This is a genomic window from Methanobrevibacter sp. (assembly GCF_030539555.1).
GTDB lineage: Archaea > Methanobacteriota > Methanobacteria > Methanobacteriales > Methanobacteriaceae > Methanocatella.
Genome location: NZ_JAUNXX010000023.1, coordinates 1 through 22791, shown reverse-complemented (window position 1 = coordinate 22791; position 22791 = coordinate 1). Strand labels below are relative to the sequence as shown.

Annotated in this window: 22 protein-coding genes and 1 pseudogene; 7 read left to right on the top strand and 16 right to left on the bottom strand. The window is 31.8% G+C overall.

The genetic code is table 11. The features are described 5' to 3' along the window. Positions 1 to 54: 54 nt before the first annotated feature. The 3 genes and pseudogenes from Q4Q55_RS05955 to Q4Q55_RS05945 form a co-directional block, all read right to left on the bottom strand. Positions 55 to 288: pseudogene (locus tag Q4Q55_RS05955) on the bottom strand (winged helix-turn-helix domain-containing protein); the annotation flags it as partial. A 60-nt stretch (positions 289 to 348) separates the two neighbouring features. After that, positions 349 to 1911 (bottom strand): flippase, encoded by a 1563-nt coding sequence (locus Q4Q55_RS05950; RefSeq protein WP_303371906.1) that lies wholly within the window; start codon positions 1909 to 1911, stop codon positions 349 to 351. Between the two features lie 49 nt (positions 1912 to 1960). After that, complete coding sequence (locus tag Q4Q55_RS05945; protein WP_303371905.1) at positions 1961 to 2545, bottom strand: flavodoxin family protein; 585 nt, start codon at positions 2543 to 2545, stop codon at positions 1961 to 1963. Between the two features lie 173 nt (positions 2546 to 2718). Here Q4Q55_RS05945 and Q4Q55_RS05940 point away from each other — a divergent pair, with 173 nt between their 5' ends. Continuing rightward, entirely contained in the window at positions 2719 to 3573 is an 855-nt protein-coding gene (locus Q4Q55_RS05940) for a phosphoserine phosphatase (RefSeq protein WP_303371904.1), read from the top strand. Here Q4Q55_RS05940 and Q4Q55_RS05935 read toward each other — a convergent pair. The 3 genes from Q4Q55_RS05935 to Q4Q55_RS05925 form a co-directional block, all read right to left on the bottom strand. Beyond that, the gene (locus Q4Q55_RS05935; RefSeq protein ID WP_303371903.1) at positions 3570 to 3851 is read right to left on the bottom strand and encodes a zinc ribbon domain-containing protein; all 282 of its coding nucleotides are present in this window, start codon (positions 3849 to 3851) and stop codon (positions 3570 to 3572) included. The genes Q4Q55_RS05940 and Q4Q55_RS05935 overlap by 4 nt on opposite strands. 51 nt (positions 3852 to 3902) lie before the next feature. Then, complete coding sequence (locus tag Q4Q55_RS05930; RefSeq protein ID WP_303371907.1) at positions 3903 to 5144, bottom strand: bifunctional 5,6,7,8-tetrahydromethanopterin hydro-lyase/3-hexulose-6-phosphate synthase; 1242 nt, start codon at positions 5142 to 5144, stop codon at positions 3903 to 3905. A 66-nt stretch (positions 5145 to 5210) separates the two neighbouring features. Next, positions 5211 to 7034, bottom strand: a complete 1824-nt coding sequence (locus Q4Q55_RS05925; RefSeq protein WP_303371902.1) for a threonine--tRNA ligase — start codon at positions 7032 to 7034, stop codon at positions 5211 to 5213. A 100-nt stretch (positions 7035 to 7134) separates the two neighbouring features. On the opposite strand from Q4Q55_RS05925, the gene cfbB reads away from it, so the two are divergent. Both cfbB and Q4Q55_RS05915 read left to right on the top strand, forming a co-directional pair. After that, positions 7135 to 8490, top strand: a complete 1356-nt coding sequence (gene cfbB / locus Q4Q55_RS05920; protein WP_303371901.1) for a Ni-sirohydrochlorin a,c-diamide synthase — start codon at positions 7135 to 7137, stop codon at positions 8488 to 8490. Position 8491: 1 nt separating this feature from the next. Beyond that, positions 8492 to 9553: an oligosaccharide repeat unit polymerase family protein gene (locus Q4Q55_RS05915; RefSeq protein WP_303371900.1), complete on the top strand. Its 1062-nt coding sequence runs from the start codon at positions 8492 to 8494 to the stop codon at positions 9551 to 9553. Here the strand turns inward: Q4Q55_RS05915 and Q4Q55_RS05910 are convergent. Further along, positions 9539 to 10435: a restriction endonuclease gene (locus tag Q4Q55_RS05910; protein WP_303371899.1), complete on the bottom strand. Its 897-nt coding sequence runs from the start codon at positions 10433 to 10435 to the stop codon at positions 9539 to 9541. The two genes, Q4Q55_RS05915 and Q4Q55_RS05910, sit on opposite strands and share 15 nt — an antisense overlap. Positions 10436 to 10560: 125 nt before the next feature. Here Q4Q55_RS05910 and surE point away from each other — a divergent pair, with 125 nt between their 5' ends. Further along, a complete protein-coding gene (gene surE / locus Q4Q55_RS05905) occupies positions 10561 to 11337 on the top strand; it encodes a 5'/3'-nucleotidase SurE (RefSeq protein WP_303371898.1) in 777 nt (258 codons plus the stop codon). A 5-nt stretch (positions 11338 to 11342) separates the two neighbouring features. Here the strand turns inward: surE and Q4Q55_RS05900 are convergent, their stop codons facing one another. Beyond that, positions 11343 to 11486 carry a hypothetical protein gene (locus Q4Q55_RS05900; protein ID WP_303371897.1) on the bottom strand — a complete coding sequence of 48 codons (144 nt, stop codon included), beginning with the start codon at positions 11484 to 11486 and terminating at the stop codon, positions 11343 to 11345. 80 nt (positions 11487 to 11566) lie between these two features. On the opposite strand from Q4Q55_RS05900, the gene Q4Q55_RS05895 reads away from it, so the two are divergent. Further along, on the top strand, positions 11567 to 11770 hold the full coding sequence (locus Q4Q55_RS05895) for an LSM domain-containing protein (RefSeq protein ID WP_303371896.1): 204 nt from the start codon (positions 11567 to 11569) through the stop codon (positions 11768 to 11770). Positions 11771 to 11774: 4 nt separating this feature from the next. Here the strand turns inward: Q4Q55_RS05895 and Q4Q55_RS05890 are convergent, their stop codons facing one another. Together Q4Q55_RS05890 and ilvC are read right to left on the bottom strand one after the other, a co-directional pair. Continuing rightward, complete coding sequence (locus tag Q4Q55_RS05890; RefSeq protein ID WP_303371895.1) at positions 11775 to 12779, bottom strand: methanogenesis marker 12 protein; 1005 nt, start codon at positions 12777 to 12779, stop codon at positions 11775 to 11777. Positions 12780 to 12823: 44 nt separating this feature from the next. Then, a complete protein-coding gene (ilvC, locus tag Q4Q55_RS05885; RefSeq protein ID WP_303371894.1) occupies positions 12824 to 13816 on the bottom strand; it encodes a ketol-acid reductoisomerase in 993 nt (330 codons plus the stop codon). A 202-nt stretch (positions 13817 to 14018) separates the two neighbouring features. Between ilvC and Q4Q55_RS05880 the strand changes: the two genes are divergently transcribed. Then, on the top strand, positions 14019 to 16196 hold the full coding sequence (locus Q4Q55_RS05880) for a hypothetical protein (RefSeq protein WP_303371893.1): 2178 nt from the start codon (positions 14019 to 14021) through the stop codon (positions 16194 to 16196). A 64-nt stretch (positions 16197 to 16260) separates the two neighbouring features. Here the strand turns inward: Q4Q55_RS05880 and Q4Q55_RS05875 are convergent, their stop codons facing one another. Genes Q4Q55_RS05875 through Q4Q55_RS05865 form a run of 3 tightly spaced genes read right to left on the bottom strand, consistent with a single transcriptional unit; the run spans position 16261 to position 18976 of the window. Beyond that, positions 16261 to 16788 (bottom strand): carbonic anhydrase, encoded by a 528-nt coding sequence (locus Q4Q55_RS05875; RefSeq protein WP_303371892.1) that lies wholly within the window; start codon positions 16786 to 16788, stop codon positions 16261 to 16263. Position 16789: 1 nt separating this feature from the next. Then, positions 16790 to 17275: an acetolactate synthase small subunit gene (ilvN, locus tag Q4Q55_RS05870; protein WP_303371891.1), complete on the bottom strand. Its 486-nt coding sequence runs from the start codon at positions 17273 to 17275 to the stop codon at positions 16790 to 16792. A 9-nt stretch (positions 17276 to 17284) separates the two neighbouring features. Further along, positions 17285 to 18976, bottom strand: a complete 1692-nt coding sequence (locus Q4Q55_RS05865; RefSeq protein WP_303371890.1) for an acetolactate synthase large subunit — start codon at positions 18974 to 18976, stop codon at positions 17285 to 17287. Positions 18977 to 19084: 108 nt separating this feature from the next. Between Q4Q55_RS05865 and Q4Q55_RS05860 the strand changes: the two genes are divergently transcribed. After that, positions 19085 to 19420, top strand: a complete 336-nt coding sequence (locus tag Q4Q55_RS05860; protein ID WP_303371889.1) for a DUF2085 domain-containing protein — start codon at positions 19085 to 19087, stop codon at positions 19418 to 19420. Between the two features lie 25 nt (positions 19421 to 19445). On the opposite strand, the gene argF is transcribed toward Q4Q55_RS05860, so the two are convergent. The 3 genes from argF to purD form a co-directional block, all read right to left on the bottom strand. Beyond that, positions 19446 to 20357, bottom strand: coding sequence for an ornithine carbamoyltransferase (argF, locus tag Q4Q55_RS05855; protein WP_303371888.1), 912 nt, complete (start codon positions 20355 to 20357; stop codon positions 19446 to 19448). A gap of 61 nt (positions 20358 to 20418) precedes the next feature. Further along, complete coding sequence (locus Q4Q55_RS05850; protein ID WP_303371887.1) at positions 20419 to 21267, bottom strand: TMEM175 family protein; 849 nt, start codon at positions 21265 to 21267, stop codon at positions 20419 to 20421. 26 nt (positions 21268 to 21293) lie between these two features. Further along, positions 21294 to 22604 (bottom strand): phosphoribosylamine--glycine ligase, encoded by a 1311-nt coding sequence (purD, locus tag Q4Q55_RS05845; protein WP_303371886.1) that lies wholly within the window; start codon positions 22602 to 22604, stop codon positions 21294 to 21296. Between the last annotated feature and the right edge of the window lie 187 nt (positions 22605 to 22791).

The window sequence follows — 22791 nt, the reverse complement described above, 5'->3', positions numbered from 1 at the left end:
CTTTTTACATTCTTTTAAAATAGAGTAACCTTCTTCTGTAAGGGAAGTTCCTCACCCACCGCCTTTTCAACCTTTTGTGGTATTGACAATCTTAACATCAAGTGTTGATTCGATTTTCTCAATATAATTTAATGCGGTCCTATAAGATACATTAATAGATTTTGCAGCTGAAGTGAGTGACCCGGTATCTAAAATAGATTCCAACAGTTGAAATTTTTTACTATCCAACAAGAAAGAATTGCCCTCTATATTTATTTTATATTCTACTCCTGCTTTTACATCAGTCATATTATAATCCCCCAATTATAATTGATATAATTTATATTTTTTATATATTAAATAAGTTTCTTATTTATTTCTGAATTCGATTTTTTCAACGAAATTTAATATTTTATTTAATAATTTAGATAGAGGGCCTAATTTTAAAGAATATTCTCTTAAAGTTTCAATATCCTCTTTAGTGAAAAATTTAACTAATATCAATGCAAAGAAATAGACAACCATACATATTAAAATACCGGGGAATAACCATAATGTGGTTTTAGGAATGAAATATCCAGCAACACCCATAATAGCAGCTGCAAACAATATTTTTACTACAGGAAGTTTTGGAGCTTTAGTTTCAGTAAATTTAAAAACAAAATAAATACATGGAACCATCATAAAGAAACAAGCAATGGTTGTAGCAGTTGCACCACCAGCAATGCCTAAGAACGGAACAAAAAGCCAGCAAAGAATTGCAGTCAAAATAGACCCAAATACTAAAATATACATTGGAATTCTAGGATTTCCAATACCCTGGATGATACTGGTTGATATAGCAAATATTGAATAAAAAGTCATACCAATAGCCAATATTCCCAAAGCAGAAGCACCTGCAACATAAGCCGGACGTGTGTAATACAGCAATCTTAAAGTAGGTGCTGCAAATAATGCAAGGCCTATACACATAGGAACTACAAACAATAAAGATATTTTATATGATTGTCCAACATATTTTTGAAGAGAAGCAATATCCTTAACTTTAAAAGCTTCAGAAGAAGCAGGCAATATTGTAGTTGCAACAGAAATAGAAATCATCAAAGGCAATCTAGCAATAGGGTCAGCAGCTGTGAAAAAACCAACATCGGCCATTGTTAAAAACTTACCCATAACAACAGTACAAATATTGTAAATAAGCATTTCGGCAATCGCTGTAATGATGACCGGAATAGCGAATTTGACTAACACGAATCCTAATTTAAGTTCATCACGAAATGAAAATTCAAAATCGCCGCTAGGTTTAGGTATGTATTTAGGCATGTAAAATTTAAATATTAACACAGAAGAAAGTGCCGCAAGAGCATATCCTATAACAGTACCCCATAATGCACCAACAACAGACAATCCAATTAATATAAATCCAACCGCAAACAAAATCATCGATACCTGCTCAATAGCACGGGTATAGACAATATACTCCATTTTATATACTCCCTGGAATGCACCTCTGAATGCACCCAAAACAACACTGAATGGAGTAATCAGACCAATGATTTGCAATGGAACCATTACTTCAGGTTTTCCCATATAATTATTGGCAATATATGGAGCAATGACAAAAATCATCATAACTCCCAAAAATAATCCTAAAAAAACCATTATCTTTAATGCAGTATAAATAGTCTGCCGGGCCATATTATGATCATCAACAGCCTCATATTCAGCAATGTATTTAGATATTGCTGGAGGAAGGCCTCCAGAAGCCATAGTTTGAAAAATTCCCTGAAATGACAAGGTAGTTCCAAGGATACCGTTATTAACTGGCCCCAATAGAGTAGCCATTAAAAATCGGTAGAGATAACCTCCAATACGGAAAATTATGTTACCGATAAAAATTATCAAACTGCCTCTTACTAACTTATTTGCCATAATATACCTTTAAAAATTAGTTATTTATAATATAATTTGATTTTACTATTTAAATGTACTTATTTAGAAAATTTTCAAATTCCTGTAATGTCCTATTCAATGACTCCATTCCATACTGATCTTCCTTAATATCGTCAATTGAGTCATTTGACCAGAATGACGCGCCCAAATTAGATCCGAAAGGCCCTCCACTTACAGGGATTATTCCATGTATCATAAAATATGTTATATTTTTTAGATGTGCAAAATCCTGGCCTCCGGTTCTATCTCCACCAACAGCAATGCTCATTCCAATCTTTCCTCTTAAAAGGTTATAGTCAATTGCTTCCAAGGCACGTGTCCTATCCATAATGGCTGATAAATTTGAACTGATTCCCCCACTTTGAACAGGTGTGGCCAATATTATTCCATCTGCACTTTGAAGTCCTTCATAGACTTTTTTCATATCATCATCAATAATGCATTTTTTATTTTCCAAACAGTAATCACAGTGCATGCACGGTTTAATATCTTTTCCATAGCAAGTAAAAATTTCAGTTTCAAAATTATGTCGATTAAGTTTATTCAAAGCATCTTTTAGAACATATTCTGTAGTATTATTTCTAGGGCTAGCGCAAATACCGAAAACCTTCATCTTATCAAAACCCAAAAATGATATATTTAATTTTTAGAAGTTTTAGTAAAAATAATTTAAGTAAAAATAATAATTTTTCTAAATTCAAGATTAAAGCCGAAAAACATTATTCGACAAAAATATTTATACTTCTAAACACAATATATAGTACATTATAGGATAAAGGGTAAATTATGAAAATAGGTAAAGGTATTGTAAAAAAATATTCAAGAGAGTATCACAGGACTTTAAAAAATGGTGAACGTAAAAAATATACTACTGAACAAATCCAAATTACCGTGCCAAAAAATGAAGATATTTACAATAACCAGGAAGAAGTATTAATTATACCCCAAAGTGAAATTGAAACTTTTAAAAGTAGAGAAGAGGAAAGTGAATCATTAAAAATAGCTAATTATTTATATGTGCAGGAAGTGAAAGAATTGAGAAATCAGCTTGAAAATAATATTAACCCATCTACTTTAGAATACGAAAGAGAAATTGAACAACTTAAAGCTGAAATTGCTGCAAAAAATAATGCTATTAGTGAAATAGAAAACAAATACAATGCTTTAAATGAAAATAATATTGACAACCTGAAAAGAGAAAATGAAAATATCAGAGATAAACATTCAAAATTGATTATCGAAAATGAAAACCTCAAATCAAAGTTTGTCAATATGAAAACAGAAAATGAAAACCTCAAAACCAAATATTCAAGCATTAAAGAAGAAAATAAAAACCTCAAAACCAAATGCTCAAATTTAAAAGAAGAACACCTAAACATTAAAAGTAGCTATGAAAAAATCACCAGCAAATATGATCAATTAAAACATGAAAATCTCAATACAAAAACTAGCTATGCTGAGATTTATGAACTTAATGAAGATTTAGAAAAAGATTATGATTCATTACGCCTTGAATATAATGATTTAGTTGATAAATATAATGATTTACAAGAAGAAATCTATAATATTAAATCCAATAGAAGCCATGACGAATACATAGCTAATAAAGTTAAAGAATTTATTTTAAATAGTGGAAATTAGAGAGTTTTATAATCATCTTGGAACTCAGGATTCCATCTTTTTAATCCCGGAATAAAAGTAGCAGTTATTGCTGTTGCATGAGTTTCAGGTAATCTATCGTTTTTTGCCATCATTTCTTTAGTTTTTCTAATAATCATTTCTTCTAAAGTTATGTCCGGCTCTGTGTATTCTCCATTTTGATAACAATCAATACAAAATTCATCGTTTGGACTACCATCCTTGTTAGTTCCATAATCTTCTTTTACAATTGGTCTTCCACATGAATTGCAAAAACCCATAATAAAAACTCCTTTTAAAAAAAAATAGTTGTAAATTAGAATAAATCTAATTTACTTGTCATTTACTTCAATATTTTCGTCTTCATCCATCGCAAGTCTCATGTTGTCCGGATCTGGGTCGAAATGTTCTAAGAAGTCTTGTGCAGCTCTTCTTACATCTCTTGAACCGATAATATATCTTCCGGCAATAATGATATTTGCACCTTTTCCAATAGCTTCTTCAACATTGTTAGGTTTAATACCACCAGCAACAGCAACAAGACCTTTATCACCGAGGATTTCTTTAATATCTTTAATATTACCCCATTCAGTCATGTCACCAGTGTCCTCACCATGTTCTGCCCTATATGATTCCATATCGACATTTCTGTGTAATAATACAATGTCAGGTTTTAAATCATCAGGAAGTAATGCCAATTTTTCTGCAAATCCTTTTACGTTCATCATGTCAAGGATAGAATAAATACCTTGTTTTTGAGTTTCATGAATTGCTTTGGCAATAGATTCAATAGTACCAAGGCCGGAAATTGCTACTGCATCAGCTGTTTCGTCAGCTGCCATTTTAACTTCTACACGACCAACATCTAAAGTTTTTAAATCAGCAATAATGAATGCATCAGGACGTAATGCTCTGATTTTACCGATGATTCCAACACCGAATTTTTTAACGAGTGGTGTACCCGCTTCAAGAAGAATTCTGTCATTATCTGGTAATTCAGAAATAATTCTTTCCATTGCAGCTTCATTATCAAGGTCAAGTGCAACTTGTAAGTATGGAGGTGACCAAAGTTTTTTGACTTTGAATCCCATAATCGGGTGAGTTCCACGATCTTTTTCTGCAAGTACTTTTTCTATATCTGGGTATCCTGACATTGCTCTTCTAATAGCTAATTTAGTTGCTCCATAGTTGTATTGATAGATTTTCCTGAAATCTTTAGCAGAAGGGTCTATAAATACACTTACATTGATTACAATGTCTTCAACAATGTCTTTTGGAATGTATCCGTCTTCCACTGCATCGGCTACTGCTCTTGCAACAGCAGTTTGTGCAGGTCCAAATATTTTACTTGCATCATCTAAATCGCCAACAGTTACTTTAGGAATAATTAAAGTAGCTGGTTTTGTCATTAAGTTTGGTCTAATTACACTTGTTAGTGGAGTGTGTCCAACAGATAAATTGGATAATCCATTAGCAAAAGCTTGACCAACAGGTCCGAATTTATCACCGATTAATAAATCAATGTGAGCTAATTCAGGGCCGTCTCCAATAAGAGCTTCTCCTATTTTATACATTGGGTCCATTAAATTTCCTCCGTTATATAATAACACTTTATAATATATTTTTATTTGTAAATATAATTATTGGAAGTTAATCCTTCTTGAAATATCTTTAGGTAAAGGCAATTTTCTGAAAGGTTTTCCTTCGCATTTAGCATTGATTTCAGCTATTAATTCTTCAACAGTCATGTCCACTTTTTCACCGGTTTCACGAACGGTTACCTGGAATTTACCAGATTCCATTTCTTTATCACCAACGACAAAAATGTATGGAATCCATTCTTTGGATGCGTTTCTGATTTTTTTACCGACACTTTCATCCCTGTCGTCAACATCCACACGAATGTTTGAAGCATTGATTTTAGCATACAGTTCTTCTGCAAACTCTTTGTGTGCTTCTCCAATGGTTAAGATTCTTGCTTGGATTGGACTTAACCAGGTTGGTAGCATTGGGGATTTTTCATTGATTTCAATTGCGGTTTTTTCAAGCATTGCGCATAAAACCCTTTCGATACTTCCGGTTGGTGAAGTGTGCAAGATTGTAGGATTGTGCTGTTTGCCGTCTTCACCCAAGTAAGTGATGTCAAATCTTTTACCACTTTCAACATCTATCTGGACAGTAGGATTTTCGATTGGACGGCCTAATGCATCAATATTGGCTAAATCGATTTTACATACCCAGTAATGATGTCTTTCAGGCAATATTTCTAAAAGAATAGGTTTGTTGAACTTGCGGGCAATTTCATACATCCACTGCTCATTTTCTTCATAGAAGTCCTGGGTTGCTCTGAAAATTACTTCAAAGTCAAGTTCCAAATCCTTACCGGTTTGCATACACATGTCGGTTTGTTGAGAAAATTCTTCTAAAGAAGATGGAACGTCACAACAGAATGAGTGACAGTCAGGCATAGTAAATGCTCTTAATCTTTTAAGACCAACAACTTCACCTTTTTTCTCAAAACGGAAACTGTATCTGGTTAATTCAAAGATTTTAGCCGGTAAATTTTTCCAGGTCAAATATGAATCAGATGTCAATCTGAATGCACCGAAACATGCAGCGAATCTAAGCATTAAATTCTTTTTGGTATCGGTTCTGTACTGTCTTTCACCGAACTTATAAGCATGCTCATAAATTGCCTGATTGTCCAGATCATAGAAAATTGGAGTTTCAACAGGCATAGCTCCACGTTCTACAGTTAAATCATAAACATAATCAGCAAGCAAATCTCTGATTAATTTTCCTTTAGGATACCATCTGAGATTTCCAACATCAGAAGCAGGCTCATAATCACAGATTTCTTTTTCTCTCATCAGTTTAACGTGAGGAGGTTCGCCCTCATCGGACGCACCACGTCCAAGTTCATAATCAACGAGTTGCTTGAAAGCTCTGTTTTCAAAGTTAAAGTCATCAATTTGAGTTATTTTATCTCCTTCAAGGATTTGCCATTTAGAAGGTTTTCTTTCAACTTTTTCTTCATCAGCATCGGCAGTAATGGTTCTTGAAAGTTCACTTAACGGGTGTCCTTTACAGGAAATTTCAAATGCTTTATACCATCCGAAAGGTACTCTTTTAACATTTAAATTTTCAGCAAGTAAAGCCTCTTCAGTATCTTTTAAAATTTGAACAGCAACTTTTGGAGAACCTAATGAAGAAGATAAGTGAGCATATGGATATAAAACAATATTTTCAGCATTAACTTGTTCATTGGTTTTTATAACTTCACTAACTAAATTTTTAACGATGCCTGCCGGATTATTTTCATCATCTTTTTCAACACTTGTAAATACAACTAAAGATTCATCGAAGGCACCTTCCATTTTAGCGTCGTCGATTTCTTCAGCAACAGGTGTTTTATTCTTTACATTGTAATTTAAATAATCAGAATGGATTAGTAAAATTCTCATTTAATCACCATATATTATGATTTAAATTTTATTTTTAATATTATATAAAATGATTTAATTATACAAAAAATTGTTATATAACAAAATGCAAAGTATAATTATGAGAATTATTTTAGCGGGAACTGGTAGTGCAGTTGGAAAGACAACAATATCTACAGGAATAATGAAAGCATTAAGTGAAAAATTTAATGTCCAACCTTTCAAAGTCGGACCGGACTATATCGATCCTTCTTATCACACATTAGCTACTGGAAATACTTCTAGAAACTTAGATTCATTTTTTATGAAAGAAGGTCAGGTCAGGGATTCTTTTTTAAAAGGAATGGAAGGAAAGGACATAGCAGTTATTGAAGGTGTAAGAGGTCTTTATGAAGGAATAGACTCCATCAACGATATAGGGAGTACTGCATCTGTAGCTAAATCATTAAATGCCCCAGTTATTTTAATTATAAATTCCCGAAGTTTAGTTAAAAGTGCCGCAGCACTCGTTTTAGGTTTCAAAGCACTTGACCCTGAAATAAATATTGCCGGAGTTATTTTAAATAAAGTTAAAAATAAAGCTCATTATTTAAAGACTAAAAAATCAATTGAAGAACTAACAAATACAGAAGTTATTGGTGGAATCACCCGTGACGATAAAATATCAATTGAACAGAGACATTTAGGACTTGTTCCTGCACGTGAAAGAGAAAATTCTCTAAAATTTATTGACATCTGGAGTGAAGTTATCAAAAATTCAATAGATTTGGACAGATTAGTTGAAATTGCAAAAACTGCTCCAAAAATTACTTCAAATATCGTTCCAATCTGGAATGAAATAAATAAACAGAAAGTTAAGATTGGAATAGCATACGATGAAGTATTTAATTTTTATTATAAAGAAAATATAGAATCTTTAGAAGCAAATAAGGCTAAAATAGAATATTTTTCACCATTAAATGATGAAGAATTGCCAGATGTTGACGGATTATATATCGGTGGCGGATATCCGGAACTATTTTCAAAAGAATTGAGTGAAAATGAAAAAATGCTTCAGGAAATCAAGACTTTCCACCTTGAAGATAGACCAATATTTGCAGAATGTGGCGGTTTAATGTATCTTATGAATTCTATCCATGATGACAAAGTAGTTAATGTATATCCTTACAAATCAATTCTAACAGACAGAGTGCAAGCTCTAAAATATACTATAGCTGAAGTCACTCAGGACAACATTATTTCTAAAAAAGGTGAAAAATTCAATGGACATGAATTCCACTATTCAAAAGTATTGGTTTGTGAAGATAATCTCAGACATGAATTTGCATTCAATATTTTAAGAGGAAAAGGTTCTTATGATAACCAAGATGGATTTATTCAAGGCAATACTCTTGCAAGTTATGTTCACACACATGTAGCGGCAATGCCAAATTTTGGAGGGAATTTAGCAATTTCATCTAATGAGCTTGGAGGATAACTTGAAATTTGAAAAAATGGATTTTTTCCAACCATTATTAATAGTAGTTGCCATACTTATATTTCTAGTAATGGGTTTTGTCGGATCGTTTAACTACAGATTTGAAAATCCCTTAAGTCTGGAAGTCATCATAACCATTGTCTTTTCCTGCATAATATTTACAACCAGTGCTGTTTGTGTCAAATACAAGGTATATATAGAAAAAACAAAAGAACTGAACTTCCTGTCTGAAAAACTGTTAGTTATACTAGTGATAATAGCTTTAATCCTACAAACTCTAAATATGATTCTGATTGGAGGAATACCTCTTTTTAATAGTGTTTTGAAATCAAATGCTACAACCAATATCTGGAGAATAGCTTATCCTCTCTTTTTAATAATGGTCAACATACTCCTTGCAAAATATTATAATGAAAAATATTTATTATTGGTAGTTCTAGGAGCATTAATTTTCGGTTTAAACGGATATAGAACATCAGTTCTTGGAATTTTAGGTAGTTCCTTTATTACAATGTATTATCTTAAGAAAATATCTAAAAAAATGGGTATAATCTTCATTGCCATAATAGTTATTGGAATCCTGGGTGTAGGATATATTGCATCCCAATCAATTGCAAATCAGCACTGGACCTTAAATCCCATCGAACTTGTTTTCTATAGGGTGGCATTCACATTAGAAGTTTTTGAAAAAATAATTACATTAGGCGGAACTACACATGGCCATATTCTAAGCATGATTTTCTCATCAGGAAGTCCAAGAACATTTATAGGTCAATACGTGCTGCATTATGACGTATGTCTAACATCCACATTATTTGGACCCATATATCTTGATTTTGGATTAATCGGCCTTGTAATTCAAATGTTCTTTATGGGAGCATTCCTACAATTAGTACATAAAATAAAAGAAGGAATAGGAGTAGGAATTTACTCCATTATATTAACACACACATTAATTTGGATAGAAACCGGACCCACAGACATAATGGTTTGGTTCTTATATCTTTTAGGATTAATTTTAATAGTAATTAATTTTAATTATATCAAATTAAACAAAAATTAATATAATCAATATTACTAATGAAATAAAGAATATGAATGTTCCTTTAACTATGAAATCACTATTTCTTTCTGTTAATAATGAAAGACCATAAGATAAAACTAAAGCTACAATCATTTCAATTAGTCCGGTAATACCTGCATCCATCCCTAAAAGATTTCCACCAATGAATGCAATAAGATATGATACTACTACAACAAAAAAAATCATAATTATTGGGTTTTGGATTAATCTGAAGAACAATGAATCAGAAATAATATTGGATCTTTGATTATAATTATATAATGTAGTCGGACCATTATTCCTAACAGAATTCGCCCTATTTAGCAATGATGACAATCCCAATCTGGATTTATCCTCATCAATTTGCCTATAAAGTGTATTTTTATATACAGTAGGGTTTTGATCTCTTCTTTGCATTAGATATTCCATGTCAGACGCATCATACTGATAATCAGGATATTCCTCTTCAATATAAGCTGATGCCCCTCCGTCATATGGAGTATTATCCAAAGTAGTTTGAGAAGTCCTATCCTGATATCTTTTAGCAAGTTCAAGCAAGTTATTCCTGTCTACTAACTTAATATTTTTTCTAAGTGCATAATTAGTTGCCTGACTTGAAAAATAAGAAGAGGAAACAATAGTTACTTTAGATGCTTTCAAACTTTCTCCAACTTCTTCCATCTCTTTTAAAACATCAACTCCAATTTCAAAGTTTTTATCATAGTTTTTACACGCTACAACAACTCCAAAATCTCCTATAGTTGTTGGTAATATAGCATATATATCTATAACTTTCTGTGAAGTTTTAAAATTCTTATAAACCTTGAAACCAGAGTCCTCCATTACTTTAGCTATAAAATTAATAAGTTGTGGTTTTTCCAAATTTCCACCCGCATGTGTTTTTTAAAAAATTAATAATATATTTTATAATTGAAATTATTATTAAAGTTTATCATATTGACTCAAAATATAAAATTATTTTAACGAGATTATACCTTAATAAATATATGAAAGCATTAATAAGTAATGATGATGGAATAACCGCTTCAGGAATCTTATCTGCTAAAAAAGCAGTAGATAATTTATGTGATACATATGTAGTAGCTCCTGAAACACAACAAAGTGGAATAGGTCATGCATTAACATTATTCGAACCATTAAGAGTAAATGAATATACATTGAAAGACGGCAGCCTTGGATATGGTGTAAGCGGAACACCAACAGATGCCGTGACAATTGGACTTTTTAAAATTCTTGATGAAAAACCGGACATCATGATTTCCGGAATCAACACTGGTTTTAATCTTGGACAAGCAGAATTAACAACATCAGGAACACTTGGAGCAGCGATTGAAGCGGCAAGCTTTGGAATACCAACAATAGCAATTTCCCAAGAGGTCGTTAGGGATGACATCAAATTTGAAAATGGGGAAATTGAAATAGATTTTGAATTTTCAGGCAAAATGCTAAATAAACTAGCTAAAATCGTGCTTAAAAAAGGATTACCTGAAGGAATTGATTTATTAAATGTTAATATACCTGAAAATCCAATAAATGAAGAGTTTGAAGTGGTAAAATTAGGAAAAAGGATGTATACTCCAATAATTCATAAACGTCAAGATCCACGCGGAAAACCATATTACTGGATTGGTGGAGAACCATATGATTTTGATGAACCTGGAAGTGATGGATATGAATTATGTAAAGCTCAAAAAACTACTGTAACACCCTTAAAAATAGATTTAACAAGTGATATGAGTTTGTTGAAAGAATGGTTTGAGTAAAATACCTATAAATTTAAATCCTTAAGTATCTTATCTCTTTGTTCACGAAGTTCATTTAAAATCTTTTCATCAGTACAACCATCTTTTTTTAACTGTTCAATTGTTCTTGTAATAGCTTCTAAATTTTCTTCTAATTGATTAATTGCCATAGTATATATTATCAACATTAAAGTATTTAAAGTTGAAATATAAAAATAAAAATAGAATTATTAATCAAGGATTTGAAAAAATGAGTTATGATAAAGATAATGTAAACAAACTTTTTACACAATTTAAAGATAAATATGTAACTGTAGATTTAAGAGGCAACTATCAAAGTGAAGGAAAAGTAATAGCTATAGATAATTACTTAAATCTTGTCCTTGAAAATGAAAATGGTATTGAAACAGTTAAAGGCGGAAATATTATTTTTATTAGCTTAAAAGAAGATTGAAATCTTAGATATCTACTTCAATCCCTAAGATTTCTTTTTTACCATTGAAAACATCCATCGCTATTTGTGCAGCACCAATCGCTCCAGATTCTTTTGAAATTACTTTTAAAGGATATTTATTATTGAAATATTTGTTAATTTCATCTTTAAAGTTAAACGGTTCTGTAGCACTTCCAACAGATCCTGTTAAAACAATGCCTTCTATTTCATTACTGCAAACTACATCCAGACCGGCAATTTCCATAGCAACTGTCATGATTAATGTATCAATAGCTAATTTTGCTTTTTCATCACCGTTTCTGTAGTTTTCTAAAAGTTGATCTTTCATATTTGCTACTTTTCCATCAATTCCTGCAATTTTAATTGCACCGGCATGTGAAAAACATCTGTTTGCAGATGCATTATTTTCATCAATGTCCCTTATCATTTCCAAATCGATAGGTCCATGCACAATACCCATAGCGCCTAAACATGCATCGATAGCTCCTTTAATTTTACCATCCTCTATTAGAATATCTACACTATTTGATGAAATATCTGCTACAATAAAGTTATTCCAACCGGTTTGCTTAATTGCATTATATGAAATACTCACTTTTTCAGGACTTGCTTGGTGAGAATAAGCCGCTCTAAATAATTTATCCAAAGAATTAGAATCTTTATGAAGACCAGGAATCATTACAGAAGGAATATCTAATTCCTGCAATTCAGAAAATACAGATGTACCTCCACCAGTGACTTTACCTGCACCATTGATGGATAAAATTCCCCTATCCCTGACTTTTTCAGTCGGTAAAATTTTATTTATTCCATCACCCATTGCATAAGTGATGGCCATTAATTTAACATCATTAAAGTCAACGCGTTTTTTCAGCTCTTCTGTTGCAGAAACCAAACCTTTTTTACTTTCTTCTCTTCCAATTTTAAAAACATCAACAACATTGCCTTCATCAGACATTATGCAAAAAGAGATTCCAGTAGTTCCATGGTCCATACCAATAAATACCATGATTATCACAAAATAAATAAAATAAAAAAAAAGAACAAAAAGACTTAATCGTCTTTTTGTAATCCGCAAGCTTTTCTGAGTCTTTCACCAACAATTTCGATTTCTTTTTGACTTTCAGCAGCTCTCATTTCTTTTAAGTTAGCTCCGTCAGTACGGTTTTCATCTGCCCATTCTTTTTTGAAGGTTCCATCTTGAATTTGTTTTAAAGTTTCTTTCATACCTTCTCTTGCTTCATCAGTGATAATTTTTTTACCTCTTGTTAAACCACCAAATTCAGCAGTGTTACTTACATCATGCCACATTCCGGCAAAACCTTTTTCATAAATTAAATCTACAATAAGTTTTACTTCGTGACAGGTTTCAAAGTAAGCGATTTCAGGTTGGTAACCTGCTTCCACTAAAGTGGTGAATCCTGCATTGATTAATTCAGTAATACCACCGCATAATACGGTTTGTTCACCGAATAAGTCAGTTTCAGTTTCTTCTTGGAAAGTAGTTTCTAAAACACCGGCTTTGGTCAATCCGCAAGCTTTTGCCATACCTAATGCAAGTTGTAAAGCATCACCTGTAGCGTCTTGTTGGACAGCAACTAAACCAGGAATACCGAATCCCTCTTCGTAAGTTCTTCTTACCATGGACCCAGGTCCTTTTGGTGCAAACATTACTATATTAACATCTTCGCCAGGTTTTATTAATTCAAAGTGAATGTTGTAACCGTGAGAGAATGAAATAGTGTTTCCAGCTTCAACATAAGGTGCAATCTGTTCATTGTATACTTTTTCTTGGATTTCATCAGGAAGTAAAATATGAATAATATCAGCTTCTTTAGCTGCATCTTCAATAGTTTTTACTGTCATTCCATCTTCTTGGACTAAATTCCAAGAACTACCGTTTTCTCTTACACCAACAATAACATTTGCTCCACTGTCAGCCATATTTCTAGATTGTGCTCTACCTTGAGAACCATAACCGATTACCGCAATGGTTTTTCCTTCAAGAGCATCAGTATTTACATCCGCATCGTAATACATTTTCATAAAATCATCTCTTAATAAAAATTATAGATATAAAATATCACATAATAGATATGACTTTTAATATTTATAAAAGTAACTTAAATTAACACACCAAACAAATGTTTAAATTGTATCAATATAATATATTCATTCAGGTGATATTATCAAAAACAAATTTCTAAAATTCTTTTTATTTGCATCCGTTCTATTTTTATGCATTGGAATGGTTTGTGCCAATGAAAATATTACAGACGATGCAAATTCAGAATTAAGTGTAGGAGACACTCCGCAAAATCATAATATTAAAGATTTGATTGATGAATGTGAAGATAACGGAACTGTAAGCCTTGATGAAAATACATATTATTTAAATCCGGAAAATGAAACACACATTGTTTTAAATAAATCCATAACAATCAAGGGGATTGAAGGAAAAACAATAATTGATGGAAACAATACTTCGCTGTTCCTTGATGTTAATGAAACTCAAGACAATGTAAATAACGACACCCCAATCATATTCTGGCGAGAAGGATATGTTTTTAAGGATTTAGGTAAAAGTATTACCTTTAAAAATATCATATTTAAGGATTTGAATATGACCACATGGCATGAAATGACATTCGAAAACTGTAAGTTCATAAATACAACATTTACTAGCTATGAATTTGGAAATACCTTCAAAAATTGTAGTTTTGATAAATCCAAAATTGAAATAGGTCTATTCATAGGATATGAAAACGATTTATATGAAGATTATTCAAAAATTATAAACTGTAACTTCCGCCAGTCCATTATTACTTTTAAAAGCTTATATTCACCTAATTACATTGAATTCGTGGGAGGATCCAGATTTTGGATAAGAAACTGTCTTGATTTGATAAACTCAAATCTTTATGATTCAAACATTACATTATCCGACTACAATATCACAATTACCAACTCAAACTTCAACAATTCAAATATGCGAGGCAGTTCTAACAGAATTAAAATTGCAAACAGCAGCATTAATAATCCTGAAATCCATTTCAGCCTTTCAGACATATCTTTAAATAATTCAAATATAACAAATGGAGATTTTCACATGTCCGCAGGTTATTTTGGACATGTAAGCAAACTAACCATATTAAATACTATCATAAATAATTGTTCTATGGATATTACAACAGATTATGGTGCTGGAAAAACAAATATAAACCTGGAAAAATCATTTGTTAATAATTCCACCATTAAATCAGAAGATAGTAATGTCCTGATAGATAATTGCGAATTTAACAAGTCAAGTATCGAATTATTTTTCTCAGATGCCCAAATTAAAAATTCCATATTCAACAATGACTGGAATGTCACAGAAACAATTAGAACTATAAATTATTATGAAGTATTCCAGTTTGACGATGACACATTTGAAAGCGGTTCAGTTGTAAAAATAGAATGCCAAGTTAAAACAAATTACACAGTAGAAAACTCTTACCTTGTAAATAATACTGGAAAATATGAGATTAATGCTGAAGACATTAACATGGACACATCCCATAAGATAACAATAATTAACAACTCTGAAGTCTACATCTTCAATGACAATCTAATCATTAATGTTAAAGACAATAGTGGAAACCCGGTTAGTGATTTAGAGATTTTTATTCGAAATCTAAATGATGAAACAGAACTTACAACAACAATTAAAACAGACTCAAATGGAATCGCTAAATACAACTTAAATAAAATAGGTAATCTTTGCTTAAAAGTTTATTATACCGATAGAGTTGAGTTCGTTTATTCTGAATACGGAATAAATTTGAATTTGACAGTAATACCAACAATAACTGGCATTAAAGTTAACAAAATTAACTTTGCCTCAAATAAATATTCAATAATAAACAGCAAATTAAAAATAAATACTATTGTCAATAACAGCGCCACTAATTTAAAGAATATTAAATATGCCTTTAAAGTATATACTAATGGTAAATCAAAAACCTATTATTCCTTAACTGACTCTAAAGGAATAGCTACATTTAAAATGCCAAAAACACTTACAGTTGGTACACATAAAATTGAAATTAGTATATTAAACACAAAAATCAAAAAAACAATTAATGTGAAAATAGCTAAAGCGAAAACTACAGTCAAAGCTTCAAAAGTAGTAAACCACTTTAAAAAATCAGAATTCTTTAAGGTTACTGTTAAATTTGCAAAAAAAGCTGTAAAAAATGTTAAAGTAAAAATTAAAGTATATACAGGTAAAAAATATAAAACATATACTGTAAAAACAAATAAAAATGGAATTGCAAAGATTAACACAAATAAACTAAAAGTCGGAAAACATATAGTGGTGATTTCATCCGGAAATAGCAACTATATTATTTCAGCAAAAAGCTTAATTACAGTTAAAAAATAAAATTAAAAGGAATATTATTTAAAATAATATTCTCTTATCTTTTTTTAAAAAAAATAATGGATGATTAGTATCCATCTACTAAAACTTTTAACTCACCAGTTACTATATCAATAATAAGACCATGTACTGGCACATCTGGGATTAACGGGTGGTTTTTGATTTTTTCGACAACGTTTTTAACGTTTTCTTCTTCTGATTCGAATCCACCAATCCATTCAGCCAAGTCATATTTTGCAATATCTTCTTCTTTGATGCCTCTTGCAAGCATTTTTTCTTTTAATGCTTCTGCATCTGCGCCGGCCATACCACATTCAGTGTGACCTACAACCATTACTTCTTCAGCACCAAGGTTATATAAAGCTGCACCAATTGATCTTATTGCATCTTCTCCAACTATGGAGTTTCCAGCATTTCTAACTATTTTTGCATCTCCTCTTTCAAGACCTAATGCAGGTTCGAAAAAGTCAATTAATCTACAATCCATGCAAGTTAGAATAGCTAACTTTTTTTGAGCATGGTGAGACATTTCTTCGCCTTCAAAATTTTCAACAAACTTTTTATTATCTTCTAAAACATTTTCTAATATAGTCATTTTATACTCCCCTTGCCATAGCTGTGAGGCCGGTACGTGAAATCTTTTTGATTCCATAACCTTTTAATAAAGATACAAATGCATTAATTTTTTCCATATCCCCAGTAATTTCAATCATTAAAGTTTCTTCTGAAACATCAACAATTTTTGCTCTGAAAATATTAGTATATTGCATTATTTCTGCTCTTGCTTTTTCATTAGGAATATTAACTTTAATAAGACATAATTCCCTCTTAACAGCATTTTTAGTAATATCTTTAATCTTGATAACATCAACCAATTTGTTTAGTTGCTTTGTAACTTGTTCCAATCCTTTTTTATCAGCATGTACTGAAATAACCATACGGGACAATCCTTCCACTTCAGATTCTCCAACAGTAATACTGTCAATGTTGAAACCTCTTCTTGTAAATAGACCAGCTACCTTTTGTAAAACTCCCGGCTTATCTTCAACCAATGTAGAAATAACATGATATTCTTTAGTCATTTTTATCACCTACACATCCTTTTCAAGTTTATATTCACCAATCATTTCATTAATTCCGGCTCCAGGAGGAAGCATAGGAAGTAATTCATCAGGATTAACAACAACATCCAATAATATCGGTTCATTATCTTTAATGGCTTTTTGTAAAGCCTCTTTAGTTTCACCAGGTTTTTCGATTCTTTGAGCATTAACTCCAAAACTTTCTGCTAATTTGACAAAGTCCGGACTGTTTCCGAGCAATGTCTGTGAATGTCTTTCATCATATAATAAACTTTGCCATTGATAAACCATTCCCAAGGTTCTATTTTCTAAAACAACTGCAATAACTGGTAAATCATACTCGCGAACAGTGGCTAATTCTTGACAAACCATTAAAAATCCACCGTCACCGTTTATTGATACTACAGGGTCATCAGGACAGGCAATTTTAGCACCAATAGCTGAAGGGAATCCGAATCCCATGGTTCCAAGTCCTCCTGAAGAAATGAATTTGCGCGGTTTTTGAGTGTCATAGAAATGTGCTGCCCACATTTGATTCTGGCCAACATCTGTTGTTAAAATTGATTCAGGAGTCAGTACTTCTGAAATTTCCTTAATAACAGTCTGTGGTTTTAATGGAACATCATCATAAGTTACCCTTGGAAGCAGATCTTTTTTTCTTTGTTTAATCATTTCTGTCCAAGCATTTACATCACTAGAAACATTATAATCAGTTAATAATCCATTCAATGATTTTAAAACATTTCGAGCATCACCTACAATAGGCAAATCCACATCTACATTTTTACCAATTTCTGCAGGGTCTATATCAATATGAATAATTTTTGTATTAGGAACAAAACTATCTAATCTGCCAGTAGTCCTATCTGAAAATCTAATCCCAATGGCAATTAATAAATCTGATTCATTAATTGTGTCATTTGATACTTTTCTTCCATGCATCCCTAACATTCCTAATGCCAAATCATCGGTTTCATCAAAAGCACCTTTACCTAATAATGATGTCATGACAGGAGCATTAATAGTATCAGCAAGTTTTTTTAACTCACAACATGCATTTGATATAATAACACCCGCACCGGCTAAAATTAATGGCCTTTTAGCTTGTTTGATTAAATCACACGCTTTTTTGATTTGCCTAATATTGCCTTTTAAGGTAGGGTTGTATCCAGGAGTTTGAATTAAAGAATCATCAAATTTAGTCAATTCCCCTTCCTGAACTTCTTTAGGAACATCAATTAAAACTGGTCCCGGCCTTCCACTTTTAGCAATTTCAAAACTAGTTTTAACAACAGAAGGAATCAAATCCGGATCTTTTGGCTGGTATGAATGTTTAACAATAGGCATTGTGATTCCAACAATATCTGCTTCTTGGAATGCATCATTTCCAATTAAATGAGTAGGAACTTGTCCGGTAATAGCCACAATTGGAGAAGAATCCATAAAAGCAGTTCCAATACCTGTTACAAGATTTGTTGCACCCGGACCTGAAGTTGCCAAACACACACCCACTTTGCCTGAAGCTCTTGCATATCCATCTGCTGCATGAGCTGCGCATTGTTCGTGTCTAACTAATATATGATTTATATCTGCATCATATAACATGTCATAGAATGGTATGGTTTGTCCGCCAGGATAACCAAATATTGTTTCAACCCCCATATTTTTAAGGGATTCAATTATCGCTTCTCCGCCTCTCATTTTAAAAACCTTTTTATTTATTATAACTTTAACTCTGTATGAAAAAATATATATAATTATCTTAAAAAAATTAATCTTAATATTTAACATTAACCACTGTGAACAAAAATGAATATCTTAAATTTAATTTGCCATAGGAAACCTGAAAGAAGCTTCTTTATTAAAGGTCATCAATTTCCAGTTTGTGCAAGATGTACCGGGTTCTATACAGGTTTGATTGCATTTTTAATATATAACCGATTCTATGCTATAGATTATACTTTAAATCTATTAATAATTTCAATTTTTTTATTAATTCCTACCTCAATAGATGGCTTTACACAATTACTCGGATATAGGGAAAGCAACAATACATTAAGATTTTTCACTGGTTTTATTGGTGGAATCGGTTTAATAATATTTTTAGAAATAATAATTAAGTGGTGTTTAAACTATATTTTATGAAAATTTAGATAACTGTATTAAACAGTTAATCATCTTTCAAATAGTAATATAATACCGCCTTTTGAGCATGCATTCTGTTTTCTGCCTCATCATAAATTACAGATTGAGGTCCGTCAATTACTTCACTTGACACTTCCTGACCTCTGATTGCAGGTAAACAATGCATGAAAATAGCTCCATCATTGGCTAATGCCATTAAATCTGAATTAACTTGGAACCGTGCGAAGTCAATTTCTCTTTGAGCTTTTTCAGATTCATCTCCCATACTTACCCAAACATCAGTATAAACTACATCAACATTTTCCAAAGCTACTCCAATATCATCACTGACAGTAATTTCAGTATTATTTTCATTAGCATATTCATTAGCTGTCTTTAAAATATCTTCAGAAGGTTCATAACCTTTAGGGCAGGCAATAGACATGTCCATTCCAAGCAATGGAGCAATCAATAAAAGGGAATTACATACATTGTTTCCATCACCGACAAAACAGATTTTTTTACCTTTCCACTCGCCAAAATGTTCTTTAATTGTTAACATGTCAGCAAGTGCTTGGCAAGGGTGTTCCAAATCGGTTAATCCACTAATGACTGGAACATCGGAATGTTTGGCTAGTTCTTCGACATCACTATGCTTTATAGCACGAATCATTATTCCATCAACAAAACGGCTTAAAACTTTTGCAGTATCTAAAATTGGTTCCCCTCTACCCATCTGTAAATCATTGGAAGATAAGAAAATTGCTCTTCCACCTAATTGATACATTCCAACATCAAAAGAAACCCTAGTTCTTGTAGATGACTTCTGAAAAATCATTGCTAATGTTTTACCTTCAAGAGGTTTTTCTTCAACTTCGCCCGCTTTGATTTTGCTGGCCAAATCTAAAATATATTTAACATCATCTTTAATATCACAAATTGATAATAAACTGCCCATTTTAATTCCCCTTTACTATTAAGAAAAATAAATATCTTTTATTAATCTATATTAAATGTTTCTATGAAGTCATTCTGTATCCAATATCCCTAAATGTAGAAATTATTGGAACCAATAAAAATAAATATATAAAATTACCTGAAACATGGAAATCTAGGAGATTTACAATAATAGTCAACCCCATAATTAAATAAAAAGTATGGGAAACACGACGAGTTTCGTCCTTTGAGGGCATCGGATCAAGGAAGTTTCTTTTATATGCATAATGATATACTAACATGAATGAAACTATTGTTAAAAATATATTCAAACCAAATAAAGCTTCAGATAAAAAGAAATGAGAATAATTTCCAATTAACGAAGTAGTAAATGGAATAAATGATATGCAAATCAAAAATAATATATTCAACCATAAATAAGGAATATTGAGATTATTGACTTTTATAAACTCATGATGATAAACCCAAAATGAACTAATTAATATGAAACTAACAATTGTCACTCCAATAGTAGGCGCTAATGTTGTGATAAATGTTATAAAATCAGAGTAATTAGTTATAAACATTTCAGGAAGGGCAATACCAAAAACCAAAAGAGTCATTACCATCCCGAAAATGCCATCAGTAAGACCCATTAATCTACCCGGATCAATATCGACATCTCTTTCAAAAGCTTGTAAAAAACGTTGATAAAAGCTTAAACCCTTATCAAACTTAACATATCTACTGGCTTTTTTAGGATTATCACTAAATTTAGAATCTTTATCTTTTAATATAGTGGAAAATCTTTCCCATTTTTTAAAAGTTTCTTCATCCGCAGCATTCTCTTTTATAATTTCAATTTTTTCATGAATACTGTTTTTTAACTCTTCAATTTCTTCAGGTGTCAGTTCTTCTTTAATTGTTATCACCAAAATTAAAAAAAAAGAAAAGAAATTTAATTTAAAATTTCTCTCATGTGTTCGACACGTTTGTTTACAAGTTCTGTTGTACCGACATCTTTTCTATGGTAAACATTACCTTTAACGAATTCACATGCTTTTTCAGCTATCTTTTCAGCTTCCTCAATGGATTCGCCACTAGCCACAATACCTAATGCCCTTGAACCGGACAGGTGAATTCCATCCTCCTCTTGTGATACAGCAGCATAGAATACTTTTGCACCCATATCCTCAATGGCTTCCTCATCCACTTCAATTAACTCTCCAGCGTATTCTGTTTCAGGATATCCGTCAGGTACAATGTATTTGCATACGCTAGCTTTGTCTTCAAATTCTGCTTTATCTAATGTGCCATCAACAATATTTTGACAAATATCGGCCAATGGAGTTTTTAAGAGTGGTAAAACATTCATTGCTTCGGGATCTCCAAATCTTGCATTATATTCAATTAATTTAGGACCATCAGCAGTTAACATGAACTGACCATATAGAATACCTTTGTATGGTTCTGCTTCTTCAGCAATAGCTTTTAAAGTTTCTTTCATTATTTCAACTGCGGCATCATAATCTTCCTGAGTTAAAAATGGTAATAAACCACCAACATCAGAGTATGAACCCATTCCACCGGTGATTGCACCTACATCTCCTTCAAATGCATGAGGATGGTCCTGTGCTGCAGGCATTGGTGCCAAGTGTTCTCCGTCACAAAATGCCTGGATTGTAAATTCTTCACCAATCAATCTTTCTTCAATAATTACCTGAGCAAATCCGCCCATTGCATTATCAATAACTTCACATGAGTATTTTTTTGCCTCTTCATTATCTTTCAAGTGGTCTCCCACTATCTTAACTCCTTTACCACCAGTTAATCCAACAGGTTTTACTACAACGTCACGGTCGAATTCATCTAAGAATTTAGAAACATCTTCAGAGTTATCGAATACTTTATAAACTAGTGATCCTTCGATTTCATAATCTTCAAAGAGTTTTCTCATAAATGATTTGTCTGTTTCAATTCTAGCAGCGCTTTGAGTCGGTCCAACACATTTAATCCCATTTTTTTGAAGTTCATCCACAATTCCTTTTCCAAGTGGAGCTTCAGGACCAATAAATGCAATGTCAATGTCTTTTTCAACTGCATATTCGGCTACTTTTTCAACTTCCCCTTCATCTCCTTGCTTAAACTCAGCAATTTTGCTCATTCCGGGGTTAATCTTACTCATATAACAATATAATTCCACATCATCTTTAAGTGCATCAGCAATAGCATGTTCACGAGCACCGGTTCCAACAACTAAAACTTTCATGATTGAGTCTCCTATTAATTAGATTATATATTTTTAAAAATATTTATAATTAATTTTTGAATTGAACATTTAATTCAAAGTTCATTAATTTCTTCAATAGATAATCCAGTAATTTCAGAAATTTCAACATCAGGATATTTACCCTTCATTTTTCTAGCAATTTCCTCAATATTTCCTTTAATACCTT

Excerpts from the sequence above, each read along its gene's own strand:
- Q4Q55_RS05880 (WP_303371893.1), top strand. The coding sequence starts at position 14,019 with ATGGTTTGTGCCAATGAAAATATTACAGACGATGCAAATTCAGAATTA.
- Q4Q55_RS05900 (WP_303371897.1), bottom strand. The coding sequence starts at position 11,486 with ATGGCAATTAATCAATTAGAAGAAAATTTAGAAGCTATTACAAGAACA.
- surE (WP_303371898.1), top strand. The coding sequence starts at position 10,561 with ATGAAAGCATTAATAAGTAATGATGATGGAATAACCGCTTCAGGAATC.
- Q4Q55_RS05930 (WP_303371907.1), bottom strand. The coding sequence starts at position 5,144 with ATGTATAAAATAGGAGAAGCTCTTATTGGAGACGGCCCTGAATTAGCT.
- purD (WP_303371886.1), bottom strand. The coding sequence starts at position 22,604 with ATGAAAGTTTTAGTTGTTGGAACCGGTGCTCGTGAACATGCTATTGCT.
- argF (WP_303371888.1), bottom strand. The coding sequence starts at position 20,357 with ATGGGCAGTTTATTATCAATTTGTGATATTAAAGATGATGTTAAATAT.
- Q4Q55_RS05925 (WP_303371902.1), bottom strand. The coding sequence starts at position 7,034 with ATGAGAATTTTACTAATCCATTCTGATTATTTAAATTACAATGTAAAG.
- Q4Q55_RS05895 (WP_303371896.1), top strand. The coding sequence starts at position 11,567 with ATGAGTTATGATAAAGATAATGTAAACAAACTTTTTACACAATTTAAA.
- Q4Q55_RS05950 (WP_303371906.1), bottom strand. The coding sequence starts at position 1,911 with ATGGCAAATAAGTTAGTAAGAGGCAGTTTGATAATTTTTATCGGTAAC.
- Q4Q55_RS05945 (WP_303371905.1), bottom strand. The coding sequence starts at position 2,545 with ATGAAGGTTTTCGGTATTTGCGCTAGCCCTAGAAATAATACTACAGAA.
- Q4Q55_RS05935 (WP_303371903.1), bottom strand. The coding sequence starts at position 3,851 with ATGGGTTTTTGCAATTCATGTGGAAGACCAATTGTAAAAGAAGATTAT.
- Q4Q55_RS05890 (WP_303371895.1), bottom strand. The coding sequence starts at position 12,779 with ATGGTATTTATTGGTATGGACCATGGAACTACTGGAATCTCTTTTTGC.
- Q4Q55_RS05940 (WP_303371904.1), top strand. The coding sequence starts at position 2,719 with ATGAAAATAGGTAAAGGTATTGTAAAAAAATATTCAAGAGAGTATCAC.
- cfbB (WP_303371901.1), top strand. The coding sequence starts at position 7,135 with ATGAGAATTATTTTAGCGGGAACTGGTAGTGCAGTTGGAAAGACAACA.
- ilvN (WP_303371891.1), bottom strand. The coding sequence starts at position 17,275 with ATGACTAAAGAATATCATGTTATTTCTACATTGGTTGAAGATAAGCCG.
- Q4Q55_RS05865 (WP_303371890.1), bottom strand. The coding sequence starts at position 18,976 with ATGAGAGGCGGAGAAGCGATAATTGAATCCCTTAAAAATATGGGGGTT.
- ilvC (WP_303371894.1), bottom strand. The coding sequence starts at position 13,816 with ATGAAAATGTATTACGATGCGGATGTAAATACTGATGCTCTTGAAGGA.
- Q4Q55_RS05860 (WP_303371889.1), top strand. The coding sequence starts at position 19,085 with ATGAATATCTTAAATTTAATTTGCCATAGGAAACCTGAAAGAAGCTTC.
- Q4Q55_RS05875 (WP_303371892.1), bottom strand. The coding sequence starts at position 16,788 with ATGACTATATTAGAAAATGTTTTAGAAGATAATAAAAAGTTTGTTGAA.